This window comes from Psychrobacter sp. Sarcosine-02u-2 (assembly GCF_002836335.1).
GTDB classification, from domain to species: domain Bacteria; phylum Pseudomonadota; class Gammaproteobacteria; order Pseudomonadales; family Moraxellaceae; genus Psychrobacter; species Psychrobacter faecalis.
Genome location: NZ_PJBX01000123.1, coordinates 1 through 25,562, shown reverse-complemented (window position 1 = coordinate 25,562; position 25,562 = coordinate 1). Strand labels below are relative to the sequence as shown.

Annotated in this window: 20 protein-coding genes and 1 pseudogene; 9 read left to right on the top strand and 12 right to left on the bottom strand. The window is 44.4% G+C overall.

Going from position 1 to position 25,562, the window contains the following annotated elements:
* Positions 1-531: 531 nt before the first annotated feature.
* The 4 genes from fdhD to CXF58_RS03295 all read right to left on the bottom strand — a co-directional run bounded on the left by fdhD (position 532) and on the right by CXF58_RS03295 (position 6,565).
* Positions 532-1,485: a formate dehydrogenase accessory sulfurtransferase FdhD gene (fdhD, locus tag CXF58_RS03310; RefSeq protein ID WP_102076593.1), complete on the bottom strand. Its 954-nt coding sequence runs from the start codon at positions 1,483-1,485 to the stop codon at positions 532-534.
* A gap of 132 nt (positions 1,486-1,617) precedes the next feature.
* Positions 1,618-4,020: an FdhF/YdeP family oxidoreductase gene (locus CXF58_RS03305; protein ID WP_102076588.1), complete on the bottom strand. Its 2,403-nt coding sequence runs from the start codon at positions 4,018-4,020 to the stop codon at positions 1,618-1,620.
* A 200-nt stretch (positions 4,021-4,220) separates the two neighbouring features.
* The gene (locus tag CXF58_RS03300) at positions 4,221-5,189 is read right to left on the bottom strand and encodes a c-type cytochrome (protein ID WP_219621717.1); all 969 of its coding nucleotides are present in this window, start codon (positions 5,187-5,189) and stop codon (positions 4,221-4,223) included.
* Positions 5,189-6,565, bottom strand: coding sequence for a cytochrome c (locus CXF58_RS03295; protein ID WP_102076587.1), 1,377 nt, complete (start codon positions 6,563-6,565; stop codon positions 5,189-5,191). Before CXF58_RS03295 ends, CXF58_RS03300 begins: the two co-directional genes overlap by 1 nt.
* Positions 6,566-6,800: 235 nt before the next feature.
* On the opposite strand from CXF58_RS03295, the gene CXF58_RS03290 reads away from it, so the two are divergent.
* Positions 6,801-9,020, top strand: a complete 2,220-nt coding sequence (locus CXF58_RS03290) for a sensor histidine kinase (RefSeq protein ID WP_102076586.1) — start codon at positions 6,801-6,803, stop codon at positions 9,018-9,020.
* Between the two features lie 105 nt (positions 9,021-9,125).
* A complete protein-coding gene (locus CXF58_RS03285; protein ID WP_082894261.1) occupies positions 9,126-9,779 on the top strand; it encodes a response regulator transcription factor in 654 nt (217 codons plus the stop codon).
* A gap of 75 nt (positions 9,780-9,854) precedes the next feature.
* Here the strand turns inward: CXF58_RS03285 and CXF58_RS03280 are convergent, their stop codons facing one another.
* The 5 genes from CXF58_RS03280 to metG form a co-directional block, all read right to left on the bottom strand.
* Positions 9,855-10,649 carry an ABC transporter ATP-binding protein gene (locus CXF58_RS03280; RefSeq protein WP_068404438.1) on the bottom strand — a complete coding sequence of 265 codons (795 nt, stop codon included), beginning with the start codon at positions 10,647-10,649 and terminating at the stop codon, positions 9,855-9,857.
* Positions 10,650-10,680: 31 nt separating this feature from the next.
* A complete protein-coding gene (locus tag CXF58_RS03275; RefSeq protein ID WP_068404436.1) occupies positions 10,681-11,580 on the bottom strand; it encodes an ABC transporter permease in 900 nt (299 codons plus the stop codon).
* A 341-nt stretch (positions 11,581-11,921) separates the two neighbouring features.
* Positions 11,922-12,950, bottom strand: a complete 1,029-nt coding sequence (locus CXF58_RS03270; RefSeq protein ID WP_102076585.1) for an ABC transporter substrate-binding protein — start codon at positions 12,948-12,950, stop codon at positions 11,922-11,924.
* Positions 12,951-13,116: 166 nt separating this feature from the next.
* Positions 13,117-14,166: an ABC transporter substrate-binding protein gene (locus CXF58_RS03265; RefSeq protein WP_102076584.1), complete on the bottom strand. Its 1,050-nt coding sequence runs from the start codon at positions 14,164-14,166 to the stop codon at positions 13,117-13,119.
* Between the two features lie 309 nt (positions 14,167-14,475).
* The gene (gene metG, locus CXF58_RS03255) at positions 14,476-16,593 is read right to left on the bottom strand and encodes a methionine--tRNA ligase (RefSeq protein WP_180952517.1); all 2,118 of its coding nucleotides are present in this window, start codon (positions 16,591-16,593) and stop codon (positions 14,476-14,478) included.
* A gap of 406 nt (positions 16,594-16,999) precedes the next feature.
* Here metG and CXF58_RS03250 point away from each other — a divergent pair, with 406 nt between their 5' ends.
* From CXF58_RS03250 to dcd, 7 genes are all read left to right on the top strand, one after another.
* Positions 17,000-17,716, top strand: a complete 717-nt coding sequence (locus tag CXF58_RS03250) for a CoA transferase subunit A (protein WP_102076581.1) — start codon at positions 17,000-17,002, stop codon at positions 17,714-17,716.
* A gap of 68 nt (positions 17,717-17,784) precedes the next feature.
* Entirely contained in the window at positions 17,785-18,414 is a 630-nt protein-coding gene (locus CXF58_RS03245; protein ID WP_102076580.1) for a CoA transferase subunit B, read from the top strand.
* A gap of 187 nt (positions 18,415-18,601) precedes the next feature.
* Positions 18,602-19,954, top strand: coding sequence for a magnesium transporter (gene mgtE, locus CXF58_RS03240; RefSeq protein WP_102076579.1), 1,353 nt, complete (start codon positions 18,602-18,604; stop codon positions 19,952-19,954).
* A gap of 260 nt (positions 19,955-20,214) precedes the next feature.
* Positions 20,215-21,450 (top strand): iron-sulfur cluster carrier protein ApbC, encoded by a 1,236-nt coding sequence (apbC, locus tag CXF58_RS03235; RefSeq protein ID WP_102076578.1) that lies wholly within the window; start codon positions 20,215-20,217, stop codon positions 21,448-21,450.
* A gap of 91 nt (positions 21,451-21,541) precedes the next feature.
* Positions 21,542-21,964: a hypothetical protein gene (locus CXF58_RS03230; RefSeq protein ID WP_068404420.1), complete on the top strand. Its 423-nt coding sequence runs from the start codon at positions 21,542-21,544 to the stop codon at positions 21,962-21,964.
* A gap of 26 nt (positions 21,965-21,990) precedes the next feature.
* A complete protein-coding gene (locus CXF58_RS03225) occupies positions 21,991-23,094 on the top strand; it encodes a DUF2804 domain-containing protein (protein ID WP_102076577.1) in 1,104 nt (367 codons plus the stop codon).
* A gap of 162 nt (positions 23,095-23,256) precedes the next feature.
* The gene (dcd, locus tag CXF58_RS03220; protein ID WP_102076576.1) at positions 23,257-23,832 is read left to right on the top strand and encodes a dCTP deaminase; all 576 of its coding nucleotides are present in this window, start codon (positions 23,257-23,259) and stop codon (positions 23,830-23,832) included.
* 148 nt (positions 23,833-23,980) lie between these two features.
* On the opposite strand, the gene CXF58_RS03215 is transcribed toward dcd, so the two are convergent.
* The 3 genes and pseudogenes from CXF58_RS03215 to CXF58_RS03205 all read right to left on the bottom strand — a co-directional run.
* Positions 23,981-24,418: a ClpXP protease specificity-enhancing factor gene (locus CXF58_RS03215; RefSeq protein WP_068404415.1), complete on the bottom strand. Its 438-nt coding sequence runs from the start codon at positions 24,416-24,418 to the stop codon at positions 23,981-23,983.
* 140 nt (positions 24,419-24,558) lie between these two features.
* Positions 24,559-25,173 carry a glutathione S-transferase N-terminal domain-containing protein gene (locus CXF58_RS03210; RefSeq protein ID WP_068404413.1) on the bottom strand — a complete coding sequence of 205 codons (615 nt, stop codon included), beginning with the start codon at positions 25,171-25,173 and terminating at the stop codon, positions 24,559-24,561.
* 196 nt (positions 25,174-25,369) lie between these two features.
* A pseudogene (locus tag CXF58_RS03205) lies at positions 25,370-25,562 on the bottom strand (hypothetical protein); the annotation flags it as partial.

Here is a 25,562-nt window from a genome sequence, read left to right as displayed (position 1 = left end):
CGGATAAGCACTGAGCCTAAACTGCTTGAGCGGTGCTAAATAGAGCTGTTTATAGTAGCTGCGTTAAGCAACAGTTAGGATGGATTTTCATCCCTTTATTGCTTGTGAGCGAACATCCGCTGTCGTGATAATAAGTAAATTTTTACGGCAGTTATTGCCAGTATTTACTTCTCATTGATAAATAAAACTACAGCGATGTTAAATTCTCGTAACATGTTTGTGCGGTAAGAGTAACCTATTCTGTCTGCTATCTCAAATTTTACCGCAGACTTTTTAGTCAGCCAGCATTAAGATAAACTAATAGGTCGTCATTAAAATGATCCTAATAAGCAGAAGAGGTTAGGAGAAACTATGAAGTTTAAACAAATTTTCTTGTATTAAGGAAAGGTAACGATAAAGGCTAGGGGCTCTTTTACGAACTTACAGGGAGAGTTAAGTTGAAGTAAAAATAAGTAGAAAATAGTTATTGCTTAGCGGTTTAGTGATAGAGTTAAATGGATATAATAAAAGAGTCGCCCCTAACTTGTTGTTTTAAGCGTCTTTATAATTGGTATAATAAGTAACTCGGTCATCGCGTAAAAACCCTGCCAGTCCCAAACCATAGTGTTCAGCGACGCGTACTGCAGTACTGGTCGGTGCCGACATACCAACGAGCCAAGGAATGTGGCTACGAATGGATTTTTGTACCAGCTCAATAGACAATCGCGAGGTCATCACCACGCATGTCAGCTTGGTCTTGTTGCGCAATTGCCAACCGATGAGTTTATCAAGTGCGTTATGACGCCCTACGTCTTCAAATAAATACAAATCCTTGCCTTGCATGGTGGCTGCAGCGTGTACCGCACCAGTGAGTTGATGGGTATGCTGGGCGGCGTTAATTTGCTGATGCATGTGCAGTAAATAATTAAGACTGGGCACGGAGGATTCTGACTGTTTTTGTTGCAAGCTGGATGATAAATAATGACTTAAATCGGGAAGCGCTTGCGAAAGCCCGGTGATACCGCACATACCGCAGCCTGTACGTCCTGCTAGCTGTCGCCTCTGCGCTTGAATACGCTGATGACAGCGCTGATTTAGTACCAGCTCTACTACATATACATCATAGTCTTGCAACTGCGCTGAAAATTGCTCAAATGCCGTCTTTTCATCAAGTAAGTCATCCGTTAAATCACTGGTGAATTTTCGGTAACTGGCAATATCGGTCAGTTGCGTTACCTCCCACTCTAATAATTCATGACTATGATGAATCAATCCTTCGCTATACAAAAAACCAATAGCAAGATACTCAAGCTGGTAGGGGCTTGCCATCAATATCGCATAGTGGATACCATTAATGACAATCGCAACCGCTGCCTCTACTGCCAGCAGCGCTGATTTGTCATCAACCTCTGTTTCTGCATTTTTAGAAGAGACATTTGCTGTAGATAAATAAGCATGTTTTTGTGTTAAATGTAGGCGCGATAAGGGCACGGTCTGCATATCCATTATTGGCGCAGCAGCATGATCAGCATTGGTTTCTAAATCGGCCGCTGAGCCATTTAACCAAGGTTCTACTGCAACTGCGTTATGTTTACTGAGCATTATATTTTAACCATTACCTTTATCAAACCATCTTTATTAAGCGCTGGCGGCTAGTGTGCCCTCATTAACGCGCTGCAAAACAACGGTGACGGATTTATAAGAAGGCGTCCTTGAGTCTGGTGCATGAGTGTCTAAGTCGATAAGGTCGTTACATTCAGGATAATAGGTCGCCACCGCATTGGCAGCGATATCCATCTCAGTCAGTATTAATGGACCTAAGGTGCGCTGTTCATCTTGACTGTCTTGACGCGATACCATAACGCTATCGCCTTTTTGCCAACCTAAACGCTTGATTTCATCGGGATGCATAAATAACACGTCGCGGCGGTTGGTCTGGCGATAGCGGTCTTGATGACCAAAAATCATGGTGTTAAATTGATCATGACTGCGGACACTGGTTAGCTGCCATACTTTTTGCTCAGCGCTTTGGGTTGGATTGTGATCGCTATCGCTATCGCTTGGATGAATCGCGGGTTCATTATTTTTGCTATGGTCACTTTTAGCATTGTTATTTTTAGCATGGCTATGATAGCTCGATGTGGCTTTTGCCATCTGTGCTGCGACATAAGTAATTGGATATTGTGGGACTTCAAACTGCGCTTTGCCGCTATCGGTATTCCAAACGCGATGACGGGCAGGGTGATATAAATGAAAACCGCGCTTATTTTCACGAATACGATCGTTAAAATTCTCAAAGCCTTCAATCGCTTGAGCGATATAATTACGGATGATATCGAAGTCGCTGCTCATGGTTTGCCATGGAATAGACGAATCAGCGCCAAGCGCGTGGGTTGCCATATCGGCCACAATTTGCGCTTCAGATTTTAAATCATCACTAATCGGCTCAATGCGACCGCGCGTAGAAACAATCTGGCACATAGAGTCTTCAATCGTCGCGAACTGTTCACCTTTCGCCGTTACTAAACGTTCGGTACGACTGATACAAGGTAAAATAAGGTTGTTTTTACCCGGATATAGCATAGTTTCATTAAGTTTGGTGCCAATAAAAACATTAAGCTCGGTAGCGGTTAAGGCCGTTTGAATCGCACTTTTATCGGGCGCGGCAACGGCATAATTCCCACCCATGCTGATAAAGGCTTTGAGCTTACCTTGCATCAATGCTTTTGCGCCAGCGATGACATCAAGCCCATCTTCTTGCGGCATAGGGCGCTTAAAAACGCGCTCAAGGCTATCAAGTAAGCTCTGTTTAGGGCGCTCATGGATACCCATGGTGCGATCGCCCTGCACATTGGAGTGACCGCGCACCGGTGAGGCGCCTGCGCCATCGACCCCAATCATACCCATGAGTAGTAGCAAATTGGTAATCATGGCGACGTTATCTTCGCCTTGGACATGTTGGGTAATACCCATGCCCCAGGTACAAATGGTTGCGGGGCTATCAGCAACAAGTTTGGCAAGTTTAATAATGTCTGCTTTACTAATACCGCAGCCACGCTCTACCTCTGTCCAAGACTGCTGGCGTAACCAGGTATCCAGCGCCTCATAACCTGATGTGTGCTGCTCAATAAAATCATTATCAATTTTGCCATTTTTGGTCAGCCATTTGGCCAAGCCCGTCAATAAAGCGGTATCACCACCGATTTGAATTTGAATGACTTCATCAACCATTTCATCACTTTGCCCTGCGGCCATATAGGTTGGTTTTTGCGGATTTCTAAACTTGCTTAAACCTTGCTCACGCATCGGATTGATAGAGATGATTTTGCAGCCTTGCTTATGAGCGTGTGCCAGCATCTCAAGCATACGCGGGTGATTGGTAGCAGGATTTTGCCCAAACAGCATAATTAGCTTCGCCTGTTCAAAATCTTCCAAAACCACCGTGGCTTTACCGACGCCTAACTGTTTACCGAGCATCACTGACGTTGGCTCGTGACACATATTTGAGCAATCTGGCAAATTATTGGTGCCAAAACAGCGTACAAACAATTGATACATAAAAGCAGGCTCGTTAGTGACGCGTCCTGAGGTGTAAAATAACGCTTCATCTGGCGAATCGAGATTTTTCAACGTATCAGCAATACGCTCATATGCTGCCTGCCAAGAAATTGCCACATAGCGGTCTTGCCCTGCATCATAATATAACGGCTCTGATAAGCGGCCGCTGTGCTCAAGCTCGTAGCCTGACCAGCTTTGTAGTTTTTTGACGCTATGTTTGGCAAAAAATGCGGCATCGGCGCGCCTACTCATCGTTTCACTGGCAATGACTTTAATACCCGTTTCACAGACATCAAGGCTTTTATGGGTCTTATGATCTGGCCATGCACAGCCCGGACAGTCAAAGCCGCCGTTGGGCTGATTGCTGTGTAAGATACTTATACTGCCACGCAAAAAAGCCTTGTAATCCATTAGCTTACGAGTAGAAGCAACCAAAGCTGGCCAACCAGCAGCAGGGTGAGAGTAAATAGGGATTTTACGCATGATAGACCTCATAAGCGAATGGCGATAAGTAAGTATGACTGTAATAAAAGTCATTGCCTTAAGCACTACTATATAATGGCTGGTCAAAATTTTTTAGTCGCATTAACCATAGATAACAAAAAACCTCAAAGCCATTCAGGCGTTTGAGGTTTTTTTATTTTATAAATCAGCATGACTGATATGTTGTCAGGTTAGTGCATTTAATAACGCGCATCTTTAGGTTTTTTGCCATTAGGCCAGTCGTTTACTTTACCAGCAAAGTCAGGACGCGGTTGATGGGTAAAAAATTCAGCGACATCGATGGCGTCTTGATCACTGAGCACATTGCCATGACCCCATAGACCTTTGATTTGAATGCCCATCGGCATATTGTATTTCACAAAAGCCGCCGCTTTATAAGTACGCGCCATGCCCGCACCGATATTAAAGGATTCATCGCCCCATAATGGTGGGAAGACAATATCACCGCGGCTGTCTTTGATACCTTCGCCGTTATCACCATGACAGGTGGCACATTGTACTTGGTATATTTTTTCACCGCGTACAGGGTTACCGACCAAGGATTCATCCACTTTACCCGCATTTTGGATATCGACCTTTTGCTCTTTTGGCGTATTTTGTGACAGCCATTTCATATAGGCCAACATTGCTAGCATTTCAGGTGATTCAGGTTTTAATGGTTTGCCATTCATCGAACGCTGAAAGCAGCCATTGATGCGTTTGGTTAAATCGATTTCTTTACCTGCGCGCGGCATCACACGCGGGTAGAAGTTGTAACTGTTGATATACGGGTCGCCAAGGGGGATTTTACCTTGCGAGATATGACAGCTATTACAGTTCATTTGCGCGCCAACGTGCTCGGGTAATAAGCGCTTGGTTTCGTTTAATAAGCGCTTACCATAAAATATCTCATCAGCGTTTGGCTCATCCAAGATAGACGTATCTTGCGGCAGCACATAAGTACCAACATCTTCGTTGGCATCATCAGCAGTAACTAAGCCATATTTAGGGGCATTTTGCTCGATAGGCTCTGGCTGTGAGCAACCGCTGCTGATAGCGGCAATACTAACCACTGAGGCAGTCAGGGCAGCGGTGGTTAGTTTGCCCATTTTTATTTTCTGAGAGATAACGCTAACAATAGCAGGCAAGTTGAGTGGAGAGTTTTTCATTATTTTGCTCCTTTTGTTTGCGCATCAATACTTAAGTCTGGGGCGATATCGGTACTGGTTTTTGGTTTTTTAGCAAGAAAAGCGCGCATTTTTACCACATCATCGACATCGACTTCAGGTGCTTGGTTGGTCCAGCTATTACGGACATAGTTGACCACTTCTGCCACATCGGCATCACTCAGGTTAATAAATTCAGGCATGGTAAAGGCCATGCGGTCGTGCGGGGTTTCGGGCATGCGGCCACCGCTCAAGGTGATTTGTAGTACCGAGTCGGCATTTTTCGCATATACCGCACTATTGCCATCAAGGGCTGGGAAGATACGCGCCACGCCTTTACCATCGGCACGGTGACAAACTTGGCAATACTCGGCGTATAGAATCGAGCCGCGCGAATCATAGTTGCCATCAAGCAGTTTTTTCGTGGTAATGTCTTTTTTCGCCGGCAAGGTTTTTTCTTTATTGGGCGCTGGCGTTAAGGTTTTTAAATAAGATGACATAGCGTTGATATCATAGTCTGTCATATATTGCGTGCTGTGCTCGACCACTTCAGCCATAGCGCCAAAGGCCGCTGTGCTGTCAGTACGACCGGTTTTAAAGAAATCATTTAATTCTGCGACGGTCCACGTAGCCAAACCGCGATGCTCACCGCGGATACTTTTGGCACGCCAACCATCGATAACCGCCCCGCTCAAATATTCTTCTGAGTCGGCATTATTTAAGGCAATTTCTTGAAAACCGATACCGCGTCCAGTATGACAAGAGCCGCAGTGACCAGGACCTTCAATTAAATACTGTCCACGGGTCAATAGCGCATCATCAGTTTCTGGCACAAAGTCACGTTTTGGGTCAAACATTGCTTGCCAGTATGCTAAGGGCCAACGCCAATTGGTCACCGGTGGTAGCTCGCTTTTTAGATTGGTCTGCTTGACGGGTTTGACGTCTGACATAAAAAAGGCGTACATCGCGGCCAAATCTTCATCTGGCATGAGCTGATAAGACGGATAGGGCATTGCAGGGTAAAGGGCTTTATTATCACGACGCACGCCATGCTTGACGGCATTTTTAAAGTCAGTAAAAGTATACTGACCAATACCGGTTTCTTTATCAGGGGTAATGTTGGTTGAATAAATGGCGCCCAATGGGGTGAGCATAGGCAGGCCGCCTGCATAAGTCTCGCCATCTAACGTGGTATGACAAGCAACACAGTCAGCGGTACGCGCGACGTATTCCCCTTGTTTAATAAGTGCAGGGTCGGTGATATTGACCTCGATGTCACTGCTACTCGTGCGCATATTAGGCAGTATTTGCCCAATGATAAACGCTAAAATCAGCCCGACAATGGCTGCCATAATAATGATTAATGGCCACTTTTTCATAAGCCTGCCCTCCATAAGATATTTTTACTAAGCTTGTCACTCATCATCACTATTTAATGACGTCCATCAGGCGTCCTTATTAAATATTCAGAAGTTAAACTAATGAATGAAAAGTTACACAATTGTCATTCAGTATAGAGGAGCGTGTAACATTGTGATATTGTGGAAAACCACATTATAGTTATGGTTTTCATTTATAATGGCGGTTTGATAGCTCAACTGTAAGGCTAGGTTTATGGTTAAAAAGTCTAAAGTCTGGGCTAGCTTGAACGCTTATTTTATTATCGTTGTAGCGTCCTTTACTTGGTTAATGCTAGCCACTGCCAATGCGCAAACTTACTATTTAGGCGTGCTCGCGCCGCAAGGGGAAACGGCTGCACAAGAGCGTTGGCAACCTTGGCTTAATCAGCTTAATGGACAGTTGCAAGAGGACGCGGTGGTCTTGATACCGCTAGCATTAGAAAATTGGCAGCAGGAAATCGAAGCGCAGCAGTTTGCCCTAGTGCTTGGTCCGCAAGTACAGCTGATTAAAATGAATACCACCCATTGGCGCTGGCTTGCGACCTTGCAAGCTGATACAGAGACCGCTCAATTGGATAGGCCTGATGATAACCAGGGTAAAAACTTTCATAAAAAAATTTTTAATAAAAGCGCTGATAAGCAGCTTTCTACAACGGTTAATCTAGCTAATAAATTTAATAAACTCAGTCAGGGTAGTCCGTTAAAAGAACCTAGCGCCATGGAAGCCGTCGCCAGTGCACTTTGGGTAAAGGCAGACAGCGGCATTTATCAGTTGCAAGATTTGCAGCAGCGTAAAATTGCTGCCGTCGACAGTGAGGCTTTTGGTGGTTATCTGCTCGTCGCGCATTTATTACAACAAAACGGTGTGCCATCCAACCGTTATCAGACCCAGTTCGTCGGTTATCCTATTGAGCGTACCTTACATGCATTGGCCAGTGGCAGCGTAGATGCAGCGATTGCGCCACTTTGTTTGATGGAAGAAATGGCGCAGCAAGGGAAGATTAGCAAAAAACAATACCGACTTATTCACCCTGTGGCGACCGCTTCTAGCTGTCAGTCTTCAACAAAGATATATCCCAATTGGACATTGGCGGCGACCGAGCAAGCGCCAGCTGCCTTGATTCGGCAAATCAATCAAAATTTATTTGGTTTGAGTCAATATGGAAAGAGTCAACCAGAGCAAGAGTCGTTAGGGATAGGACAGCGCTGGCTACCAGCCGAATCGAGTAGCGATGCTGAACGTATCCTTTATGATATGAATCGTCATCCAGCACAAAAGCAGCTGGGCGCGCATATGGTCGATTGGGTAAAGGCGCATCGATTGTGGATGGCAGTTATCGTTTTAATTGTACTGATATCAACGGTGAATTATGCGTGGATGAGCTGGCTGGCATGGCGACGACGGCAAAAAATCATTCTGCAAAATCAACTGATTCGTGATTATGACCAGCAGCTACGTCAATCAGAACGCTTCGCTGTCATCGGTGAGATGAGTGGATCCATCGCCCATGAAATCAATCAGCCGCTGGCGACCATTCAAAATTATGCGCAAGGCTTACTTATTCGCAGTCAAAGCAGTGTCAGCCGCCAAGACGGTAAAGAAAGTACGGTGCTGGATAAAAACTCTGCCCATAGTTTGAATGCGCTAGAAAAGACCCTAACGGACAAGCAAGTGCTAGAAAAGCAAGCAATAGACAAACAAGCGACAGAAAGTGCGTTACAGCAAATTGTTAATGAAACCGAACGGGTCGCGGCTGTTATCAGTAATATTCGGCGCTGGGCAGGGCGCTCGCAGCCGAACAACGTTCAAGTGGACATCGTCACCACCTATGCGCAGTGTATATTGCTACTTGGTGAAAAAGCCTCAAGTATTGGCTTTTGGTTGGCGAGTGACTATCAGACTTTGCAGTTGCCAAGCTTGGTTCTTGACCAGTTATTGATGAATAGTATGCTCAATGCCGAGCAGCAAGGGGCAACGCAGATAATGTTACGTTGTCAGGCAAAAGATTATAATGGTAAATCTTATATCGTATTGCATATAACCGATGATGCAGGCGGTTTTGATGAGGCGCAGTTGCTTGACCATAAACCGTTAGAGGGTAATCAGCAGTTAGTTGAGGGTCAATCACAACAGCGTCTGACTAATAAATACGCCACCAAATCGACCAAAGAAAATGGTTTAGGCTTGGGGCTGATGATATGTCAGCGTTTGTGCAAGTCAATTGGCGGTATGATGCAGCTTGGCAATATCGAATTCCAGCAGGAGCTTAATACTATACAAGCGTTAGATGGTTATCAGCAACGCTTAAAGCGGTCGTTAAATGGTAAAGTGCGCTTGATAAAAATGGAAAACACTCATCCATTAGCAAACAGGGTAGGTGCGCAAGTGTCTTTTTATCTGCCGCTGCATTTGGCAGATGATGCGCAGAAATAAGATAATCAACAGAGACAGTAAGCAAAAGCGAAAGTGAGCAAGAGAGGGTTATCAACAACCAAGCATTTATAAATTTTACAAATTAACTTAATCATAAGGTTGCGTATGAATGCTCAGCATAATTCAGTTAAGCACTCAGAATGGCAAACGCCAGTTGATAGCAATAATGAACCTCTACTGGTTCATATCATCGACGATGAAGAAAGCGTGCGTCATTCCTGTAATTTTTTAATTAGCAGCTTAGGATTGCCGACCCAAGTGTGGTCAAGTGCCCTGACTTTTTTGCAGCAAGTTGATATCTATTATCCCGCGGTGATCGTCAGTGATTTAATGATGCCAGCCATGAGCGGTCAAGCACTACAAGCGCACCTTAATCAACAGGACAGTCCGATAGCGCTTATTGCATTAACTGGTCAAGGTGAGATTGCTGATGCTGTTAATATGCTCAAACAAGGCGCCGCTGATTATTTAGAGAAACCGATTAATAGTCACCGTCTCCAAGAAGCGCTTGAGCGTGCGCAAGTATTAACCCTCAAACGAGCTGAGCTTTATAGTATAAAAAAGCTCTATGCGCAGCTAACCGAGAAAGAAAAACAGGTCGCTCATGAGCTGATGCAAGGCAATCTAAATAAAAATATCGCCGACCATTTAGACATATCGGTACGAACGGTAGAGGTACATCGCTCACAGGTGATGAAGAAAATGCAAGCGCAGCATGTCAGTGAATTGATTCAAAAATTGGTCATGCTTGATTCTTAAAAACTAAAACAGCCATAAAAAAACGCCTAATGAGAAGGCGTTTTATTTTAAATTCAAAATATTTTGTAAAATGAGTTAGCTTAATATCAAACTGTCATCTTCGACCTTTTCACCGCGGGTTTGCTCAAACATATCCAGTAAATCATGCACATCCATGCCTTTACGGATATCGCCAGATACGTCTAATACCACCTGACCTTGATGAAGCATCACAGTACGCGTACCATGAGCTAGAGCCTGCTGCATCGAATGCGTCACCATCATCGTTGTTAGCTGATTGTCGGTGACGATTTTATCGGTTAATTCTAAAACAAACGCCGCTGTTTTAGGGTCAAGGGCCGCCGTATGCTCATCAAGCAGTAGAATCTTAGACGGTTGCAATGACGCCATCAGTAAGCTCACGGCTTGGCGTTGACCACCGGATAACAGGCCCATACGGTCGGTTAAACGATTTTCTAGACCCAATTTTAATACCGATAATTTCTCGCGAAATAAGTCACGGTTATTTTGATTAAGGGCAAAGTTCAAACCACGTTTGCCGCCGCGCTTATAGGCTAGCGCCATATTTTCTTCGATGGTTAGCGCCTCACAAGTTCCCGCCATCGGGTCTTGGAAAACGCGAGCAACCCAATGGGCACGTTGGTGCGCGGTCTTTTTGGTGACATCAATACCATTTAACAAGATTGAACCGCTATCCACGCGCGTGGTGCCACTGACAGCATTTAAAAAGGTCGATTTGCCTGCGCCATTGGTACCGATGACGGTGACAAATTCACCATCGGCGATATTTAAATTGATACCGCGTAGGGCAGGGTTTTCAATGGGCGTTCCAGGGTTAAAGGTCAACCGCAAATCTGTAGCTTGCATCATAATAATTATTCCTTATGGTTGCATATTGACATTAAGCCCGAACTTTACGACTTAAAAATTTATTTTTAGCTTTTGGCAAGACTAAGGCTAATACCACGAGTAGCGCGGTAATCAAGTTCAAATCTTGGGGACCAAATCCGATACTACGTAGCGTACTGCTTGATAGAGCCACTTGAATAAAGAGCTTATAAAGCACCGCACCAACGACCACCGCAAAGGTAATCAGCCAAATACGCTTAGCTGGAATAATGGTCTCGCCGATGATGACCGCTGCTAAACCAATGACAATCGTACCGATACCAATTGAGATATCAGCGCCACCTTGCGTCTGCACAAATAATGCGCCTGCTAACGCAATCAAGCCGTTAGAAATCGCCATACCAATGATGGTCATCCATGAGGTATTGATACCTTGCGCCTGTGCCATGCGTAGGTTTGAGCCAGTCGCCCGCATCGATAAACCCGTTTCGGTACTATAAAACCAGTTTAAAAACAACATGGCCAATAGGACGACGACACCAATAATGAGGCAGCGCATCCAGTAACCATTACCATCACTGACCAAGGTACTAAATACGGTCGTTTCACCTAACAATGGTAAGTTTGGCGCACCCATAATCCGTAGATTGACAGAGTATAAAGCAACCATCACAAGGATACTGGCAAGCAGCTGTAAAATGCCCAGCTTAACGTGTAGCCACGCGGTGACAATACCGGCGACTGACCCTGCTAGCATACCAAAGGCACAAGCAAGCCAAGGATTCACTCCAGCGATGATAGAAATACCCGCGACAGCGCCGCCCAACGGAAAACTACCGTCAGCGGTCAAATCCGGAAAGTCGAGGGTACGAAATGAGATAAGGACGCCAAGCGCCACTAGGCCATAAATCAGACCACTTTCAAGCGCACCAAAAAAAGCAATTAAAGACATAAGAGATCAGTAAGTCATAACCCAGCGTTTAATAAATGATGGCGAGATAATTGAGATAGGCGACATATCGCGCTATCAATCAGCCAACTTTGCTTAAACGACTAAGCGGTGAATTTAACAGATAGAGGTATCTGCAGTTAGGGTCAAGCAAAACCTATTCTTAGAATGCTTGATTATAAGCTTTGCTTATTTACAGCCTTGAAAAAACAAGCCCAGCCTACTGACTGAGAGCTGGGTTTGTCTGCGCTACCTATATAGCCATATCAAAATAGCTATATCCAATTAACCTAGACGATAATTGATAAAAACTATCGTCTAAGAATTAGAGTTAAAAGCGGCAGTTATTCTAACACTACTTTTGCTTTATCGATAACGGCTTGTGGTAGCGTGATGCCTTCAGCTTGCGCATTCTTTGGACTGACATGTAAATCAAGCGATTGCGGCGTATAAACAGGGATTTCGCCTGCTTTTTCACCGTTTAAGATACGCGTAACGATTTTACCGGTTTCGCGGCCTAAATCGTAATAGTTCACCCCTAAGGCTGCAACGGCACCGCGCTCAACCGAACTGGTATCAGAGGCAATCAATGGAATCTTACTTTCTTTAGCGATTTGGTACAGTGATTCGTATGCTGAAACCACGTTATTATCCGTTGAGGTATAAATCATATCGACTTTACCTTCAAGGCTACGAGCGGCCATCGCAATATCGTTACTACGCTGCGCAGGCGCTTCGTGAACGTTAATACCAAGCGGGGTCAGATTCTCTTTTAGCGCTTTTAAAACGATGGTTGAGTTCACCTCACCTGGGCTATAGACATAACCGACGTTTTTTAGACTTGGGATAATTTGACGCATCAAATCGATTTGCGGCGCATAAGGAAGGGCATCAGAGGCGCCAGTAACGTTGGTGCCAGAGCCATCAAGTTTCGGTACCAGTTTTGCTGCGACAGGGTCGGTGACCGCTGAGAACACCATAGGAATGCTGCTGGTAGAAGCGGCTACAGACTGAGCCGATGGCGTGGCAATCGCCACGATGACATCTGGTGCATCAGCGACGAATTGTTTGGCAATCTGACCGGCAGTGGCGGTATTACCTTGGGCGCTTTGGAAGTTGATGGTTAAGTTTTCGCCTTCTTTAAAGCCGGCGTCACTTAACTCGTCGATAACGCCTTTACGCACATCATCGAGTGCTGGATGTTCAACGATGGCGGTAATAGCGACCGTTTTCATGGCAGCTTTGGCATCGCCGCCCGTAGCAGCGCCGTCAGGGGTGTTGGCATCTTGTGCTGGCTGGTTACAGCCGGTCAAGATAGCGGTGCAAACACCGCCCCATAATAAAGCTTTGGCAAAACGATTTTGATACAACATGGGTCTGACTCCTGAAAATAATAATGTGTCCGTACATTATATAAAAGATAAAAAAGGGTAGCGCTGCCAGCCATTATCCTAGCTGATTGTGTAATCCGTTGTATAGCTGATTATTAATTACCGTCCGTTTATTCTTTACTATTGAGACGCAACTATTTATTAGTGACTATTTGCTGGCCTTTTGTGCTTCTTTGTCGACATTGATGGCATTTTTAAGTAAGTCTGCCGATAGGCTAGTACCTTGTTCAGCGGCGTGTTTTGGGCTGACATATAGCGTTAAGGTATTCATAACTTGCGGTGCGATATCTTTGGTCGCTTCACCGTTTAATACCCGATACACCATTTTGCCTGTAGTACGACCAAAGTCATAATCATTGACACCAAGCGCTGCCGTCGCACCGCGTCTGACGCTAAATTCATCTGAGGCAATAACTGGGATATCAAGCTCATTAGCCGCATTTGCCATCGCTTCAAAAGCCGAAACCACATTGTTATCCAGTGAGGTATAAATAACCTCTACCTTGCCAGCCAGACTACGAGTAGCCATTGCAACGTCGGTAGGGCGATTGGCAGTGACGCCCAATATCTTAAGCCCGCGTGCTGGTGCTGCCTTTTCCAGTTGTTTAAGAACCACCACCGAATTGGCTTCGCCTGGGCTATAGACATAACCAATGGTTTTCACATTGGGCACGATTTTTTGAATATTGTCTAACTGCGGTTCAATAGGTAATTCGCTCGACAAACCAGTCACATTGGTTTGGATAGGCACGTCATTTTCGTCAATTAGCTTGGCTGCCACAGGGTCTGAAATGGCGGTATAAATAACGGGAACAGTTTTGGTCGAAGCAACTACCGATTGCGCAGAAGGTGTTGAGATGGCAACGATAGCATCTGGATTGTCACCGGCGAACTGTTTGGCAATTTGCCCAGCCGTTGCGGTATTCCCTTGCGCACTTTGAAAATTAACGGTTAGGTTTTGCCCTTCTGAGTAGCCGTTGTCCGCCAGCTCATCAATAATGCCGCGGCGCATCTCATCTAAAGAAGGATGCTCGACAATTTGCGTGATGGCCAAGGTTTTGGCAGGCTTATCATTAGTTGCGCTATCATCAGCGTTGACGGCAGGGTCGGTCGCATTATTAGAGCAAGCGGTTAAACCAAGCGCCGCGCTAATAGCAGCGCCGCACAGGCTAAGGCGTAAAGTAGTGGCAAAGGTCATTTTATTTTGGCTCATAGGTTAAAGAGTGCAGGTTACCCGAGTCAATGTTATGTGGATGCTGAGATAACGGGCGAACATAAAGGTAATCAATCCCTTGATGATTACGTCCATATTATGACAGTAATGTAACTTATGGCAATAAGAAAATAAAACGCATTTGTCATTGATTTTATAAAGGTTAGTAAAGATGGATTTTTGTCGATATTTTTATTTTTTGCCCACGCTCTTTTTATTTCATCACCAATGAATTTTAAGCAATAAAAAAGATGCCACGAAAGCATCTTTTTTATTCTATAAGTACAACCGCATTTAAGCTAACACATCACCAATCACGCAGTTGTCCGGTAATGTCACTACCGTTAACTGAGTTTTCGGGTTGCCAGTCGATAGCACCATGCCTTCTGAGACACCAAATTTCATCTTACGCGGCGCAAGATTGGTGACGCAAATTACCTTTTTATCCAGCAATTGCTCAGGCTCATAAAACTTACGGATACCGCTAAAGACATTACGCGGTTTGTCTTCGCCAACGTCCAAGGTAAATTGTAAAAGCTTATCCGCACCTTCGACATAATTACAGGCTAAGACGTGCGCCACTTTCATCTCAACTTTGACAAAGTCTTCAATACCGATATAGTCAGCTTGTTCAGCATTTGTATCAGTATCAGCCTTTTCTGCTGGCTGAGTGTTTACTGCCGCTGTTTTATTATCTGAATTATTATCGCTGCTAGTAGTAGGAGCGTCTGCTTGCGCTAACGAGGCCTTTGAACCTTCAACCATTGCCGCAACGTCTTTTTCTTCGATACGTTGCATCAAAGGTTTAAATTTATTGATTTTATGACCAAGTAGCCATTGATTTCGGCTAGCAAAGCTTAAATCATCAATATTTAAGAACGCTTTAGCATTGGCTGTCAGCTCAGGCAATACTGGTGCCAAATAAACCATCAATTGGCGGAAGATATTAATCGCCACCGAGCAGACGTCTTGTACTTCTTGCTCAGTGCCCTCGATCTTGGCAAGCGACCAAGGTTTTTTCTCGTCGATATATTCATTGGCTTTGTCGGCACACTGCATGATTAAGCGCATCGCACGCGAGAACTCACGGTTTTCGTAAGCGGCGGCAATTTCATCACCAGTTTTGGTGATATTTTCTAATAATTCTGATTCTACGCAATTGTCTGACAGCATACCGTCATATTTCTTCACGATAAAACCGGCACTACGGCTGGCGATATTGACCACTTTACCCACCAAGTCAGAGTTGACCTTTTGCATAAAGTCTTCTAAATCAAGGTTAATATCTTCAACTTTGTCAGACAGTTTACTGGCGAAATAATAACGCAAGTATTCAGGGTGTAAGTGTTCCGCGTAAGTTTCGGCCTTAATAAAGGTGCCGCGTGACTTACTCATTTTTTCGCCATTGACCATCAAGAAACCGTGGGCAAAAACACCGGTTGGCGTACGGAATTCACTACCCGCTAGCATGGCAGGCCAAAATAGCGCATGGAAATAAACGATGTCTTTACCGATAAAGTGATAAACCTCGGTTTTATGCTCGTTTTCTTGCATCCAATAACGGTCAAAATCAAGTGCTTGCTCTGTACCTTCACGCTTATCACATAGGTTTTTAAAGCTTGCCATATAGCCAACTGGTGCATCTAGCCAGACATAAAAGTATTTTTCTGGCTCATCGCTTGGTGTATCTGGGATTTGGAAACCAAAATACGGCGCATCACGCGAGATATCCCAGCTGGTCAGACCCGCGTCAAACCATTCTTGCAGTTTATTGGCGACGGAGACTTGCAAGCGGTTTTCGCTGCGCGTCCAATCTTTTAAGAATTGCTCAAACTCAGGCAAATCAAAGAAATAATGCTTAGAAGTTTTAAGCACGGGCGTCGCGTTTGATAGCGTTGAATGCGGATTGATAAGGTCGGTTGCATCATAAGTGGTACCGCACGCTTCGCAGTTATCGCCATATTGGTCCAGCGCGCCGCATTCAGGGCACTCTCCTTTGACAAAACGATCGGCTAAAAACAGCTGCTTTTCAGGGTCAAAAAGCTGTTTGACGTCCTTTGTGCTGATATGTCCGGCGCTATTAAGGCGACGATAAATAAGCTCAGAGAAATGCTTGTTTTCTTCTGAATGGGTGCTGTGATAATTATCAAAGTCAATCAAAAATTTGGCAAAATCGGCTTCATGTGAGGCTTTTACCGAGGCGATTTGCTCTTCTGGGGTGACGCCATTGGCCTCTGCTTTGAGCATAATTGCCGTACCGTGTGCATCATCAGCGCAGACATAGGTGACCTGATGGCCTTGTGCTTTCATCGCACGTACCCAAATGTCGGTCTGAATATATTCTACAAGATGCCCCAAATGGATATAGCCATTGGCGTAGGGCAGCGCACTGGTTACTAAAATCTCACGCACTTTTGTCACCTATATTTTTATATAAACGGGTTGATTTTCAAACGTCTCGAGCACTTTATGAGGAGTCAGCACCGTATTATCAATGCTAAATTATTAACACTTAAAACGTCCAATAACTCTAAAAAAGAGAAGAATTAAAAAAGTGCGCCTATGATACCGTAATTCGGCCGATTTTGTGATATTACCTTGGTAATTAAATCGATGCTTAATCACGCAGGCAGCTACGCAGTTACTCAACGATTTAGCATATAAGTATTTTAAGATTGTTATCTGGTCGCTAGGATAATAATATGCTAAGTTAGCAAAGAGATTATAATTTAGTTATATCGATACATAATGTATTGTCTTATATAAAGGATGAGGCATTACCTATATAAAAAATAATGTGACTTGCAAGGAGATAAGCATGAGTCAATCAAAAGTATATAGCAGCGCAGCAGAGGCGTTAAAAGGTATCGTCAACGACGGTCAAACTCTCGCTATTGGAGGGTTCGGTTTGTGCGGTATTCCTGAAGCGCTGATTGAGGCGCTGCGTGATAGCGGGGTCAAGGATTTAACCTGTATCAGTAATAACGCCGGTGTCGATGATTTTGGTTTAGGTCTATTGTTACAAACGCGCCAAATCAAAAAAATGATTTCATCGTACGTCGGTGAAAATAAAGAGTTTGAGCGTCAATATCTGTCAGGCGAGCTAGAGGTTGAGCTAACGCCGCAAGGCACGTTAGCGGAAAAACTGCGTTCAGGCGGCGCTGGTATTCCAGCGTTTTATACCGCTACAGGCGTTGGCACACAAGTGGCTGAAGGCAAAGAAACGCGCGAGTTTGATGGTCGTACCTATGTGCTTGAGCATACTTTGCGGGCAGATGTGGCACTAATCAAAGCGCAAAAGGCCGATAAAGCTGGCAACTTAATCTTTAATAAAACGGCGCGTAACTTTAATCCAGATTGTGCGATGGCGGGTAAAGTTACAGTTGTGGAAGTCGAAGAAATCGTAGAGATAGGGCAGCTAAACCCCGATGAGATCCATCTACCGGGTATTTTTGTCCAGCGTATTGTCTTAAATGATAATCCCGAAAAACGTATTGAAAAAACTACTACCAAAGCAGCCACTACAAGCGCTTAAATGAAAGATTATTTAATGGTTTTAATGAAAAAATAACAATAGGCTTTGTAAAAAATAAGGAAATTATCATGGCATGGACAAGAGAGCAGATGGCACAGCGCGCCGCGCAAGAGTTAAAAGATGGCTATTATGTCAATTTGGGAATCGGATTGCCGACCTTAGTAGCCAACTATATCCCTGAAGGCGTCGATGTTTGGCTTCAGTCTGAAAACGGTTTACTCGGTATCGGTGAGTTTCCAACGGCAGAAAATGTCGATGCGGATTTGATTAATGCGGGCAAGCAAACCGTCACCACCGAACCGGGTGCCAGCTATTTTAGTAGTTCAGAGTCGTTTGCGATGATTCGCGGTGGTCATGTCAACCTTGCCATCTTGGGTGCGATGGAAGTATCAGAAAAAGGCGATTTGGCCAACTGGATGATTCCGAAAAAAATGGTCAAAGGCATGGGCGGCGCGATGGATTTGGTGGCTGGCGTGCAGCGGGTGATTGTGCTGATGGAACAGGTCAATAAACATGGCGAGCCAAAAATCCTTGCCGACTGTGAGCTGCCACTAACGGGTAAAGGGGTGGTCGATCGTATTATCACCGAGCTTGCCGTATTAGATGTCACTGACAACGGTCTAAAACTGGTTGAGCTGGCAGAAGGAGTGAGTTTTAAAGAATTACAAGAAAAGACGCCGGTGAGCATTATGCAATAAGTACGTCAAAAAAGATTGGTGAATAAATATTCGGCTTTGTGAGGTGTTTGCTTGGTTTAAGCATCATTCGCTTGCTAATAAAACACCAATCCTTTAGCATTTGATTTTATGTTAATTTGAGCCAATAATATTGGCTCTTTTTTATGAGCGCCTGTTGCCCTATTTTGCGCTGCACGGAGTAAAAGCAATGAATAATAAAGACTTGGCGTTGACCTATGCCGAAAAAATAAGCCGTGCTATCGAGCAGCAGCAGTATGAGCAAGCGATTGAAGAGATTCAAAACCTGCGTCCTATCGATATAGCTGATTTATTGGCATTAATTGAACCCAAACTCGCTTGGCAGCTCCTTGCGCATTTGCCCAATCGCTCGACGATATTTGCTTATTTAGACCCAGAGAGTCAAGTGGCGCTCGCTTATGTCTTTCCGCGCGCTATTTTAGCCAAGATAGTCGGCGAGATGCCGTCAGATGAACGGACTGATTTGTATAAGCGCTTAAGTCAAGACCAACGCGACGTGCTATTACCTGCCTTAGCGCAGGCGAAGCGTGAGGATATTCGCCGTCTATCGGCCTATGAAGAAGGCACGGCTGGTGCCTTAATGAGCTCCGATTATGCGACGTTAGGGGCTGAGATGACTGTCGCCGAAGCCTTGGACGCGCTACGTTTAGAAGCGCCCGATGCCGAAACTATTTATCATGCTTATGTGATTGATGACGCGCGTAAGCTCTTGGGCGTGGTGTCATTAAGGGTGCTTATTTTATCATCGCCTGAGCAGCTGATTAAAGACATCATGGTCAGCTCGGTCATCTCTTCTGATGTCAACGATGATCAAGAAGACGTTGCGAAAACTGTTGCCCGTTATGACTTAATCTCCCTACCCATTACTGATGCCAGTGGGGCGTTGGTTGGTATCGTCACGCATGATGATGCGATGGACGTGGCAAGTGATGAAGCCACGGATGATTTCCATAAGTCAGGCGGTGTCTCGACCATGGTTGGGCGCTTAAAAGACGTCAGTATTACTGTCCTTTACCGTAAGCGGGTTTTTTGGCTGGTGTTTTTAGTATTTGGCAACTTGCTGTCGGGGCTAAGTATTGCTAACTTCGAAGACGTCATTGCGGCAAACTTAGTATTGGTATTTTTCTTACCTTTACTGGTTGATAGTGGCGGTAACGCCGGCTCGCAATCAGCGACTTTAATGGTACGTGCTTTAGCGACGGGTGATGTGGTGATGCGTGATTGGTTTTCACTCCTTGGCCGCGAAGCCTTAGTTGCACTGCTGCTCGGTGCGACGATGGCCGTTGCCATTGCCCTTATTGGTTATGTGCGTGGTGACGCGACCGTCTCTTTGGTTCTGGCACTAAGTATGCTGTGTGTCGTTATGATTGGTAGTGTCATTGGCATGAGTCTGCCTTTTATACTCAATAAACTCGGTTTTGACCCTGCAACCGCCAGTGCGCCTTTGATTACTTCAATCAGTGATGCGTCGGGCGTGCTGATTTATTTATTCATCGCTTCTAGGTTTTTACCAATTGGTTAGTTTGTTTAATAAACGGTCATTTACATAAGACCGCTTAAATAAAAAAATAACACCAATTTTGACCCTCATACCTACTGACAGTGTGGTTTTTTTATAGCGCCCATTGAGCTACACTGTATCTATATAAAAGCATTTGGCAAAAGTTTTATGGGCTAAGGTTTTAGCTAAGAGTTTTTTTAAACAATTTCAAACAGTTATTGTTTAAAAAGATTCATCATTTTTGCCAAATTTAACCATCGATATAGGTAGTAGAGGTAGCTATGTTTAATTTTATAAAAAAAAGAGCATCTTCGAAATCCGAATCTCCGCAGCAACAAGCGGCTCGTGATAGCGTCGTTGATCAAGTGTTGCTCAATTACCATTTAGGTAATAGTAGTCTTGCGACTATGGTCACAGGTCTAGAGCGCGATGGCGATGAGCTGACTTTGGATTTGCGTCTGCCGCAAGATAGCGACCCTGAGGCCATTCAGCAAGAGCTTGGCAATCTGCTGCATCCGCATGGCATCAGAGTGATTCATATGAATGTGCGCCTGCCAGCGCCTGCAAAAGGCGCGGGGTCAAGCCTGCCAAAAGCCATGCCAAAAGCCATGCCAAAAACCACCAACGCGATGGAAAAGCAGACCAAACCTTCTGCAAATACAAATAGCAGCAATCAGGCCGAACCGCCGATTACGAAAGCGGCGCCGACGCAAGCGTCCTTAACGGCGCATCCGCGTATCCGCCATATTATCGTCGTCGCTTCGGGTAAAGGCGGCGTTGGTAAATCAACCACTACCGTTAATATCGCCTTAGCATTACAGAAATTGGGCAATCGTGTTGGTGTGCTGGATGCTGATATTTACGGGCCGAGTATGCCGACGATGCTGGGCGTAGATAAAGTCAAGCCTGAGCTGGAAAATGAGCAGTTTGTTCCTATTGAAGCGCATGGTTTGGCAATGCTATCGATTGGTAGCTTGCTCGATGGCGACAATACGCCTGTGGCATGGCGCGGACCAAAAGCCACTGGCGCCTTAATGCAGCTATATAATCAAACCAATTGGCCGCAGCTCGATTATTTAGTCATTGATATGCCGCCCGGTACTGGCGATATTCAGCTGACATTGGCGCAGCGCATTCCGGTAACGGGTGCGGTGATTGTGACGACGCCGCAGCATATCGCCTTACTTGATGCGCAAAAAGGTATCGAGATGTTTAATAAAACCAATATTCCAGTACTTGGCGTGGTTGAAAATATGGCGCTGCATACCTGTAGCAACTGTAACCATACCGAAGCGATTTTTGGTACGGGTGGCGGCGAAAAAATCGCTGAGCAATACCATGTGCCACTCTTGGGTCAGTTGCCGCTTGCTAGTGGTATTCGCGCCCAAGTGGATAAAGGTGAGCCGAGCGTGTTGGCCGATGATGAATTTGCGCCGTATTATCTAAGTATTGCTAAAAATATCGAAGCCAATATCAATAAATTTGCCAAACCTGTCGATGATAAGCGGATTTTCTAATAGTTTTTAATGGCTTCTAAAGTTAGTAAAATAGCCTAAGCGTATAAAGTCTTACAATCTAAATGGCTTTGAATTTTAAAAAGGAAGTATCGTGAGTCCATCCATTTATCAACGTCATTTAGATACTATCCCCAAGCAATATCGGCTCCTAAAGCTATTTCGTCCGCCTATATACGTGATTGAGCTCTCAAACAATCAAGTGAGCGCCGTTTGCTACTATAAAGATAGCAGTAGCAAACGCTATCAGGTTAATGCAGATTTTAGCAATCGCCGAATGGTGATTGCTGATTTTTTACAAGCAATACAAGCTATGACTGATTTATTGCTTAAATTTTCTAGGCATCCGTTTGGAATAAGTTCTTTTGCAGTAGTCAATGTGACAGAAGAGCTTATAGATGGTTTGACGATGATAGAGATTAAAGCTATTAGGGAAGCCGTTTGGGCTGCTTCAGGACAAGCAAAAAGAAGAATAGTTAGCAGCACAGTTAGCTACCAAGGCCAGGTAGTCTCGTAATGAATTTTGGCTAGGATGCCGTAAAAATGAAGCAAAACGATAATCACCAACCTATCGCTAATCACTTGAGAGCAGTTGAGATTGACCAACTTATTCAAAACGGTCAACCTAGCTTTGGCGTTTTTGCTAGCGTTAAGCGCATCAACTATCTTGACTATCATAGTTATCTTATCTCGCAAAAAGCGCTGCCAAACTGGCGCAAAGCGCTTAAAGCCAACCAATTTTGTTTTATCCAAATTATCGAGCCGCCTTATCGAGTTTGCCTAGCACTGGCGACGATTAAGCTTGCGACCAGCGCCTTCGTTTATATTTATCATGAAGAAACTAATGAGCTAGAAGTTTGCGAAGCCTTGCAACCTTTGACGCGGCAGACCTTATTAGAAGGCGATTGCTATCAAGGTCAAATGGCGTTTACCCATAATAAGCTGACCGTAACATTGGGTTTTACGCCTTCCCAGATTGACGTTGTGCTAGATAGTCAAAACCTTGCACTCAATGCAACCTTAGCAAGACAATCACGGCCACTAGCTATCTGTACACCAACGGGCAGACGCGGTTGGACCTTTACCCAAAAAGAGCCGCTGACAGCAATATCTGGACATCTACTTATTAAATCTTATTCAACATCTAATATTACTGTTCCTGATATTCAGCTCAAAAAAATTGACTTTACTGACACGACTATTGCCAATTTAGATTGGACGCTTGGCTATATGCGCCACAAGACCAATTGGTTTTGGAGCTGTATCAATAGTTATTTGCCCGATGGCCGTCATTTTACCTTGAACTTATCGATGGGCGTCAACGAAACTGGCGCTAGTGAAAATGCTTGCTGGCTTGATGGGCAGATAGTGTATCTGCCGCCTGTGATGTTTGTACGTCAAGATTTGGATGCAGCCGCGCAGCATACTTGGCGTATTTATCATCAAAATCTTGGCTGGAGCAAGGTTGATATTGATTTAACCTTTACGCCGATTACTGTCTATAAAAAGTCCGATAACTTCGGTGTGCTCGCCAGTATCTTTGAGCAATGGCTTGGTTTGTATAGTGGTGAGATACGGCTAGCAGATGAGGTGATTAAACTTAATAAGGTAATGGGCTTAGCGGAAGATCATTTTGCTAAATGGTAACTGATGAGCGCCTATTATGCATTTATAAATAGCAGGCTTAATTTTAAAGTCGTTGCCGCTCTATAAATTGCGCCGTCAATTCCGTATAATCATCGCTACCAAAAATCTATTATCACAATGGCTATTAAAAATTGGCTATTGAAAATTTTTTAAGGAACAACAATGTCTATCAAGTCTGACCGCTGGATTCGTAAAATGGCCGAAGAACATGGCATGATTGAACCATACGAACCAGGTCAAGTACGTTTTAATGATGCCGGCGAGCGTTTGGTCAGTTATGGCACCTCAAGCTACGGTTATGATGTACGCTGTGCGCCTGAGTTTAAAGTCTTTACCAACGTGCATTCAGTGATTGTAGATCCTAAAAACTTCGATGAAAAAAGCTTCATTGACGTCATCGGTGACGAGTGTATCATTCCGCCAAACTCTTTTGCTTTGGCGCGCACGATGGAGTATTTTCGTATTCCGCGTGATGTATTGACGATTTGTCTTGGTAAATCGACCTATGCACGCTGCGGTATCATTGTCAACGTCACACCACTTGAGCCTGAGTGGGAAGGGCATGTGACGTTGGAATTTAGTAATACCACCAATTTGCCTGCGCGTATTTATGCGGGCGAGGGCGTGGCACAGATGCTGTTTTTTCAAAGCGATGCGGACGACGTTTGTGAGACCAGTTATAAAGACCGCGGCGGTAAATACCAAGGTCAGCGCGGTGTGACACTGCCAAGAACTTAATACTCAAGCACTTAAACGCCAAGAGATTAAGTGTTTTTGAGCCTGTTAGCATTTTGGACTGACCATAAAAAAAGCCAGCATATGGAATATGACTGGCTTTTTTATGGCTAATTCTTTCGGCTATTTTAAAGTCGATTTTTTAACATAATTATTTTAAAACTTTTAACCCTGCTTTATTATCGCGCTTAGGTTTTGGGGCAGCAGTACTTTTCTTGGAGGTAGTCGCTGCGTCTTCTTCAGGGACATAATCATCGTATTCATTAGGGTCAAAAAACATCCCTTGCGAATTTTCTTTGGCATAAATCCCCATTACCGCCGTCAATGGTACCCAAATCTCTTGCGAGACACCGCCGAAGCGCGCACTAAAATGAATATAATCATTTTCCATGCTCATATTACCGGTCGCGCGGCTAGCAATGTTGAGCACGATACGTCCGTCTTGGATATGCTCTTTAGGGACTTGGACATTGTCAGCAGTAGCATCTACCATCAGGTATGGGGTGAGCGCATTGTCCTCTATCCATTGATATAGCGCGCGCACCATATAGGGACGTGTTGGGGTAATAGAGGTGGTTTCTTCGCTCATCTTTTGGTTTCCTTAGGTATGGTTATTAAATACTGCTTAATGAGTAATTCCTAACAGAGTGGTATCTATTAAAAAATTATTCACTGTATCGTTACTCTATATCAAAGTCTATTTTAGGGGAGTCATCAGCGGTTGTCTAATTAACGTACGCTTTTTTGAAAGCTGTCACGTTCAAAGACCCGTTTTTGATAGTCAAATAGGGGGCGACTGATAGCGCGCGGTAACTCAATACCCATCTCTTCCAATCGCCATAATAACGGCGCTAGAAGTACGTCGCACCAACCAAACTCGTCGGCCATAAAATAAGGTTTATGAGCAAATAAAGGCGACAAAGTAATTAAGGAGTCGCTTAGCTGCTTTTTCGCCAAGGCTGCTTGCGCTTTGTTAAAACTGTCCGGATGCATCAGCAATCGTTTGCCGAGTACTAACCAATCATGTTGTATACGCCAAGCCAATTGGCGAAACTGGGCGCGCTCTTGCGGCGTATCTGGCAGTAGTTTATTGGCATGATAACGCTCCTCAAGGTATTCGAAGATAACGTTAATCTCATATAGCGCAATCTCACGCTGTTGCAAGACAGGCAAAGTATGATAAGGATTGAGCTCGGTCAAGTCTTCCGGACGCTCAGAATGTAGCCGTGATAAATAATAGGCAAGTTTTTTTTCTTCAAGCAATAGGCGGACCACATGGCTGTTGTAGCCATCGTCAGCGTATAAAATCAGCTGACTACTTGGTATGTCATTCGCATCAATCATGGAAGCCTAATGTGTTAATAAAGCCTATTATCGTAAACAATGTCGCCGCGTTTATCAAGGTAGTGTACGTAAACATTGCCCATAAGGTTATTTTTAACAGAAAACTTTATAACTAACCATTTATTCAAACATAAGGTGTAATGGACAAAATTCATGCTAAAAAGTAGAAGGTACTCGCTAATGGACAAAATTCATGCTATTTGAGTGACTTTGACCCTAAAAAGTCTTTAATAAACCGCAACTTACGCTGCTCACTTAGACCGTGATGATTGTGTAATTGTCGCTTTAACTCACTGAATAATCCTTCAAGAGAATTGGTGGTATTTGGTATGTCTAAGTGCTCATATTCTTGATAAGTGAATAGCCAATCGCTATTGGTTCTGAGGCTG

Excerpts from the sequence above, each read along its gene's own strand:
- fdhD (WP_102076593.1), bottom strand. The coding sequence starts at position 1,485 with ATGGATATGCAGACCGTGCCCTTATCGCGCCTACATTTAACACAAAAA.
- CXF58_RS03305 (WP_102076588.1), bottom strand. The coding sequence starts at position 4,020 with ATGCGTAAAATCCCTATTTACTCTCACCCTGCTGCTGGTTGGCCAGCT.
- CXF58_RS03300 (WP_219621717.1), bottom strand. The coding sequence starts at position 5,189 with ATGAAAAACTCTCCACTCAACTTGCCTGCTATTGTTAGCGTTATCTCT.
- CXF58_RS03295 (WP_102076587.1), bottom strand. The coding sequence starts at position 6,565 with ATGAAAAAGTGGCCATTAATCATTATTATGGCAGCCATTGTCGGGCTG.
- CXF58_RS03290 (WP_102076586.1), top strand. The coding sequence starts at position 6,801 with ATGGTTAAAAAGTCTAAAGTCTGGGCTAGCTTGAACGCTTATTTTATT.
- CXF58_RS03285 (WP_082894261.1), top strand. The coding sequence starts at position 9,126 with ATGAATGCTCAGCATAATTCAGTTAAGCACTCAGAATGGCAAACGCCA.
- CXF58_RS03280 (WP_068404438.1), bottom strand. The coding sequence starts at position 10,649 with ATGATGCAAGCTACAGATTTGCGGTTGACCTTTAACCCTGGAACGCCC.
- CXF58_RS03275 (WP_068404436.1), bottom strand. The coding sequence starts at position 11,580 with ATGTCTTTAATTGCTTTTTTTGGTGCGCTTGAAAGTGGTCTGATTTAT.
- CXF58_RS03270 (WP_102076585.1), bottom strand. The coding sequence starts at position 12,950 with ATGTTGTATCAAAATCGTTTTGCCAAAGCTTTATTATGGGGCGGTGTT.
- CXF58_RS03265 (WP_102076584.1), bottom strand. The coding sequence starts at position 14,166 with ATGACCTTTGCCACTACTTTACGCCTTAGCCTGTGCGGCGCTGCTATT.
- CXF58_RS03250 (WP_102076581.1), top strand. The coding sequence starts at position 17,000 with ATGAGTCAATCAAAAGTATATAGCAGCGCAGCAGAGGCGTTAAAAGGT.
- CXF58_RS03245 (WP_102076580.1), top strand. The coding sequence starts at position 17,785 with ATGGCATGGACAAGAGAGCAGATGGCACAGCGCGCCGCGCAAGAGTTA.
- mgtE (WP_102076579.1), top strand. The coding sequence starts at position 18,602 with ATGAATAATAAAGACTTGGCGTTGACCTATGCCGAAAAAATAAGCCGT.
- apbC (WP_102076578.1), top strand. The coding sequence starts at position 20,215 with ATGTTTAATTTTATAAAAAAAAGAGCATCTTCGAAATCCGAATCTCCG.
- CXF58_RS03225 (WP_102076577.1), top strand. The coding sequence starts at position 21,991 with ATGAAGCAAAACGATAATCACCAACCTATCGCTAATCACTTGAGAGCA.
- dcd (WP_102076576.1), top strand. The coding sequence starts at position 23,257 with ATGTCTATCAAGTCTGACCGCTGGATTCGTAAAATGGCCGAAGAACAT.
- CXF58_RS03215 (WP_068404415.1), bottom strand. The coding sequence starts at position 24,418 with ATGAGCGAAGAAACCACCTCTATTACCCCAACACGTCCCTATATGGTG.
- CXF58_RS03210 (WP_068404413.1), bottom strand. The coding sequence starts at position 25,173 with ATGATTGATGCGAATGACATACCAAGTAGTCAGCTGATTTTATACGCT.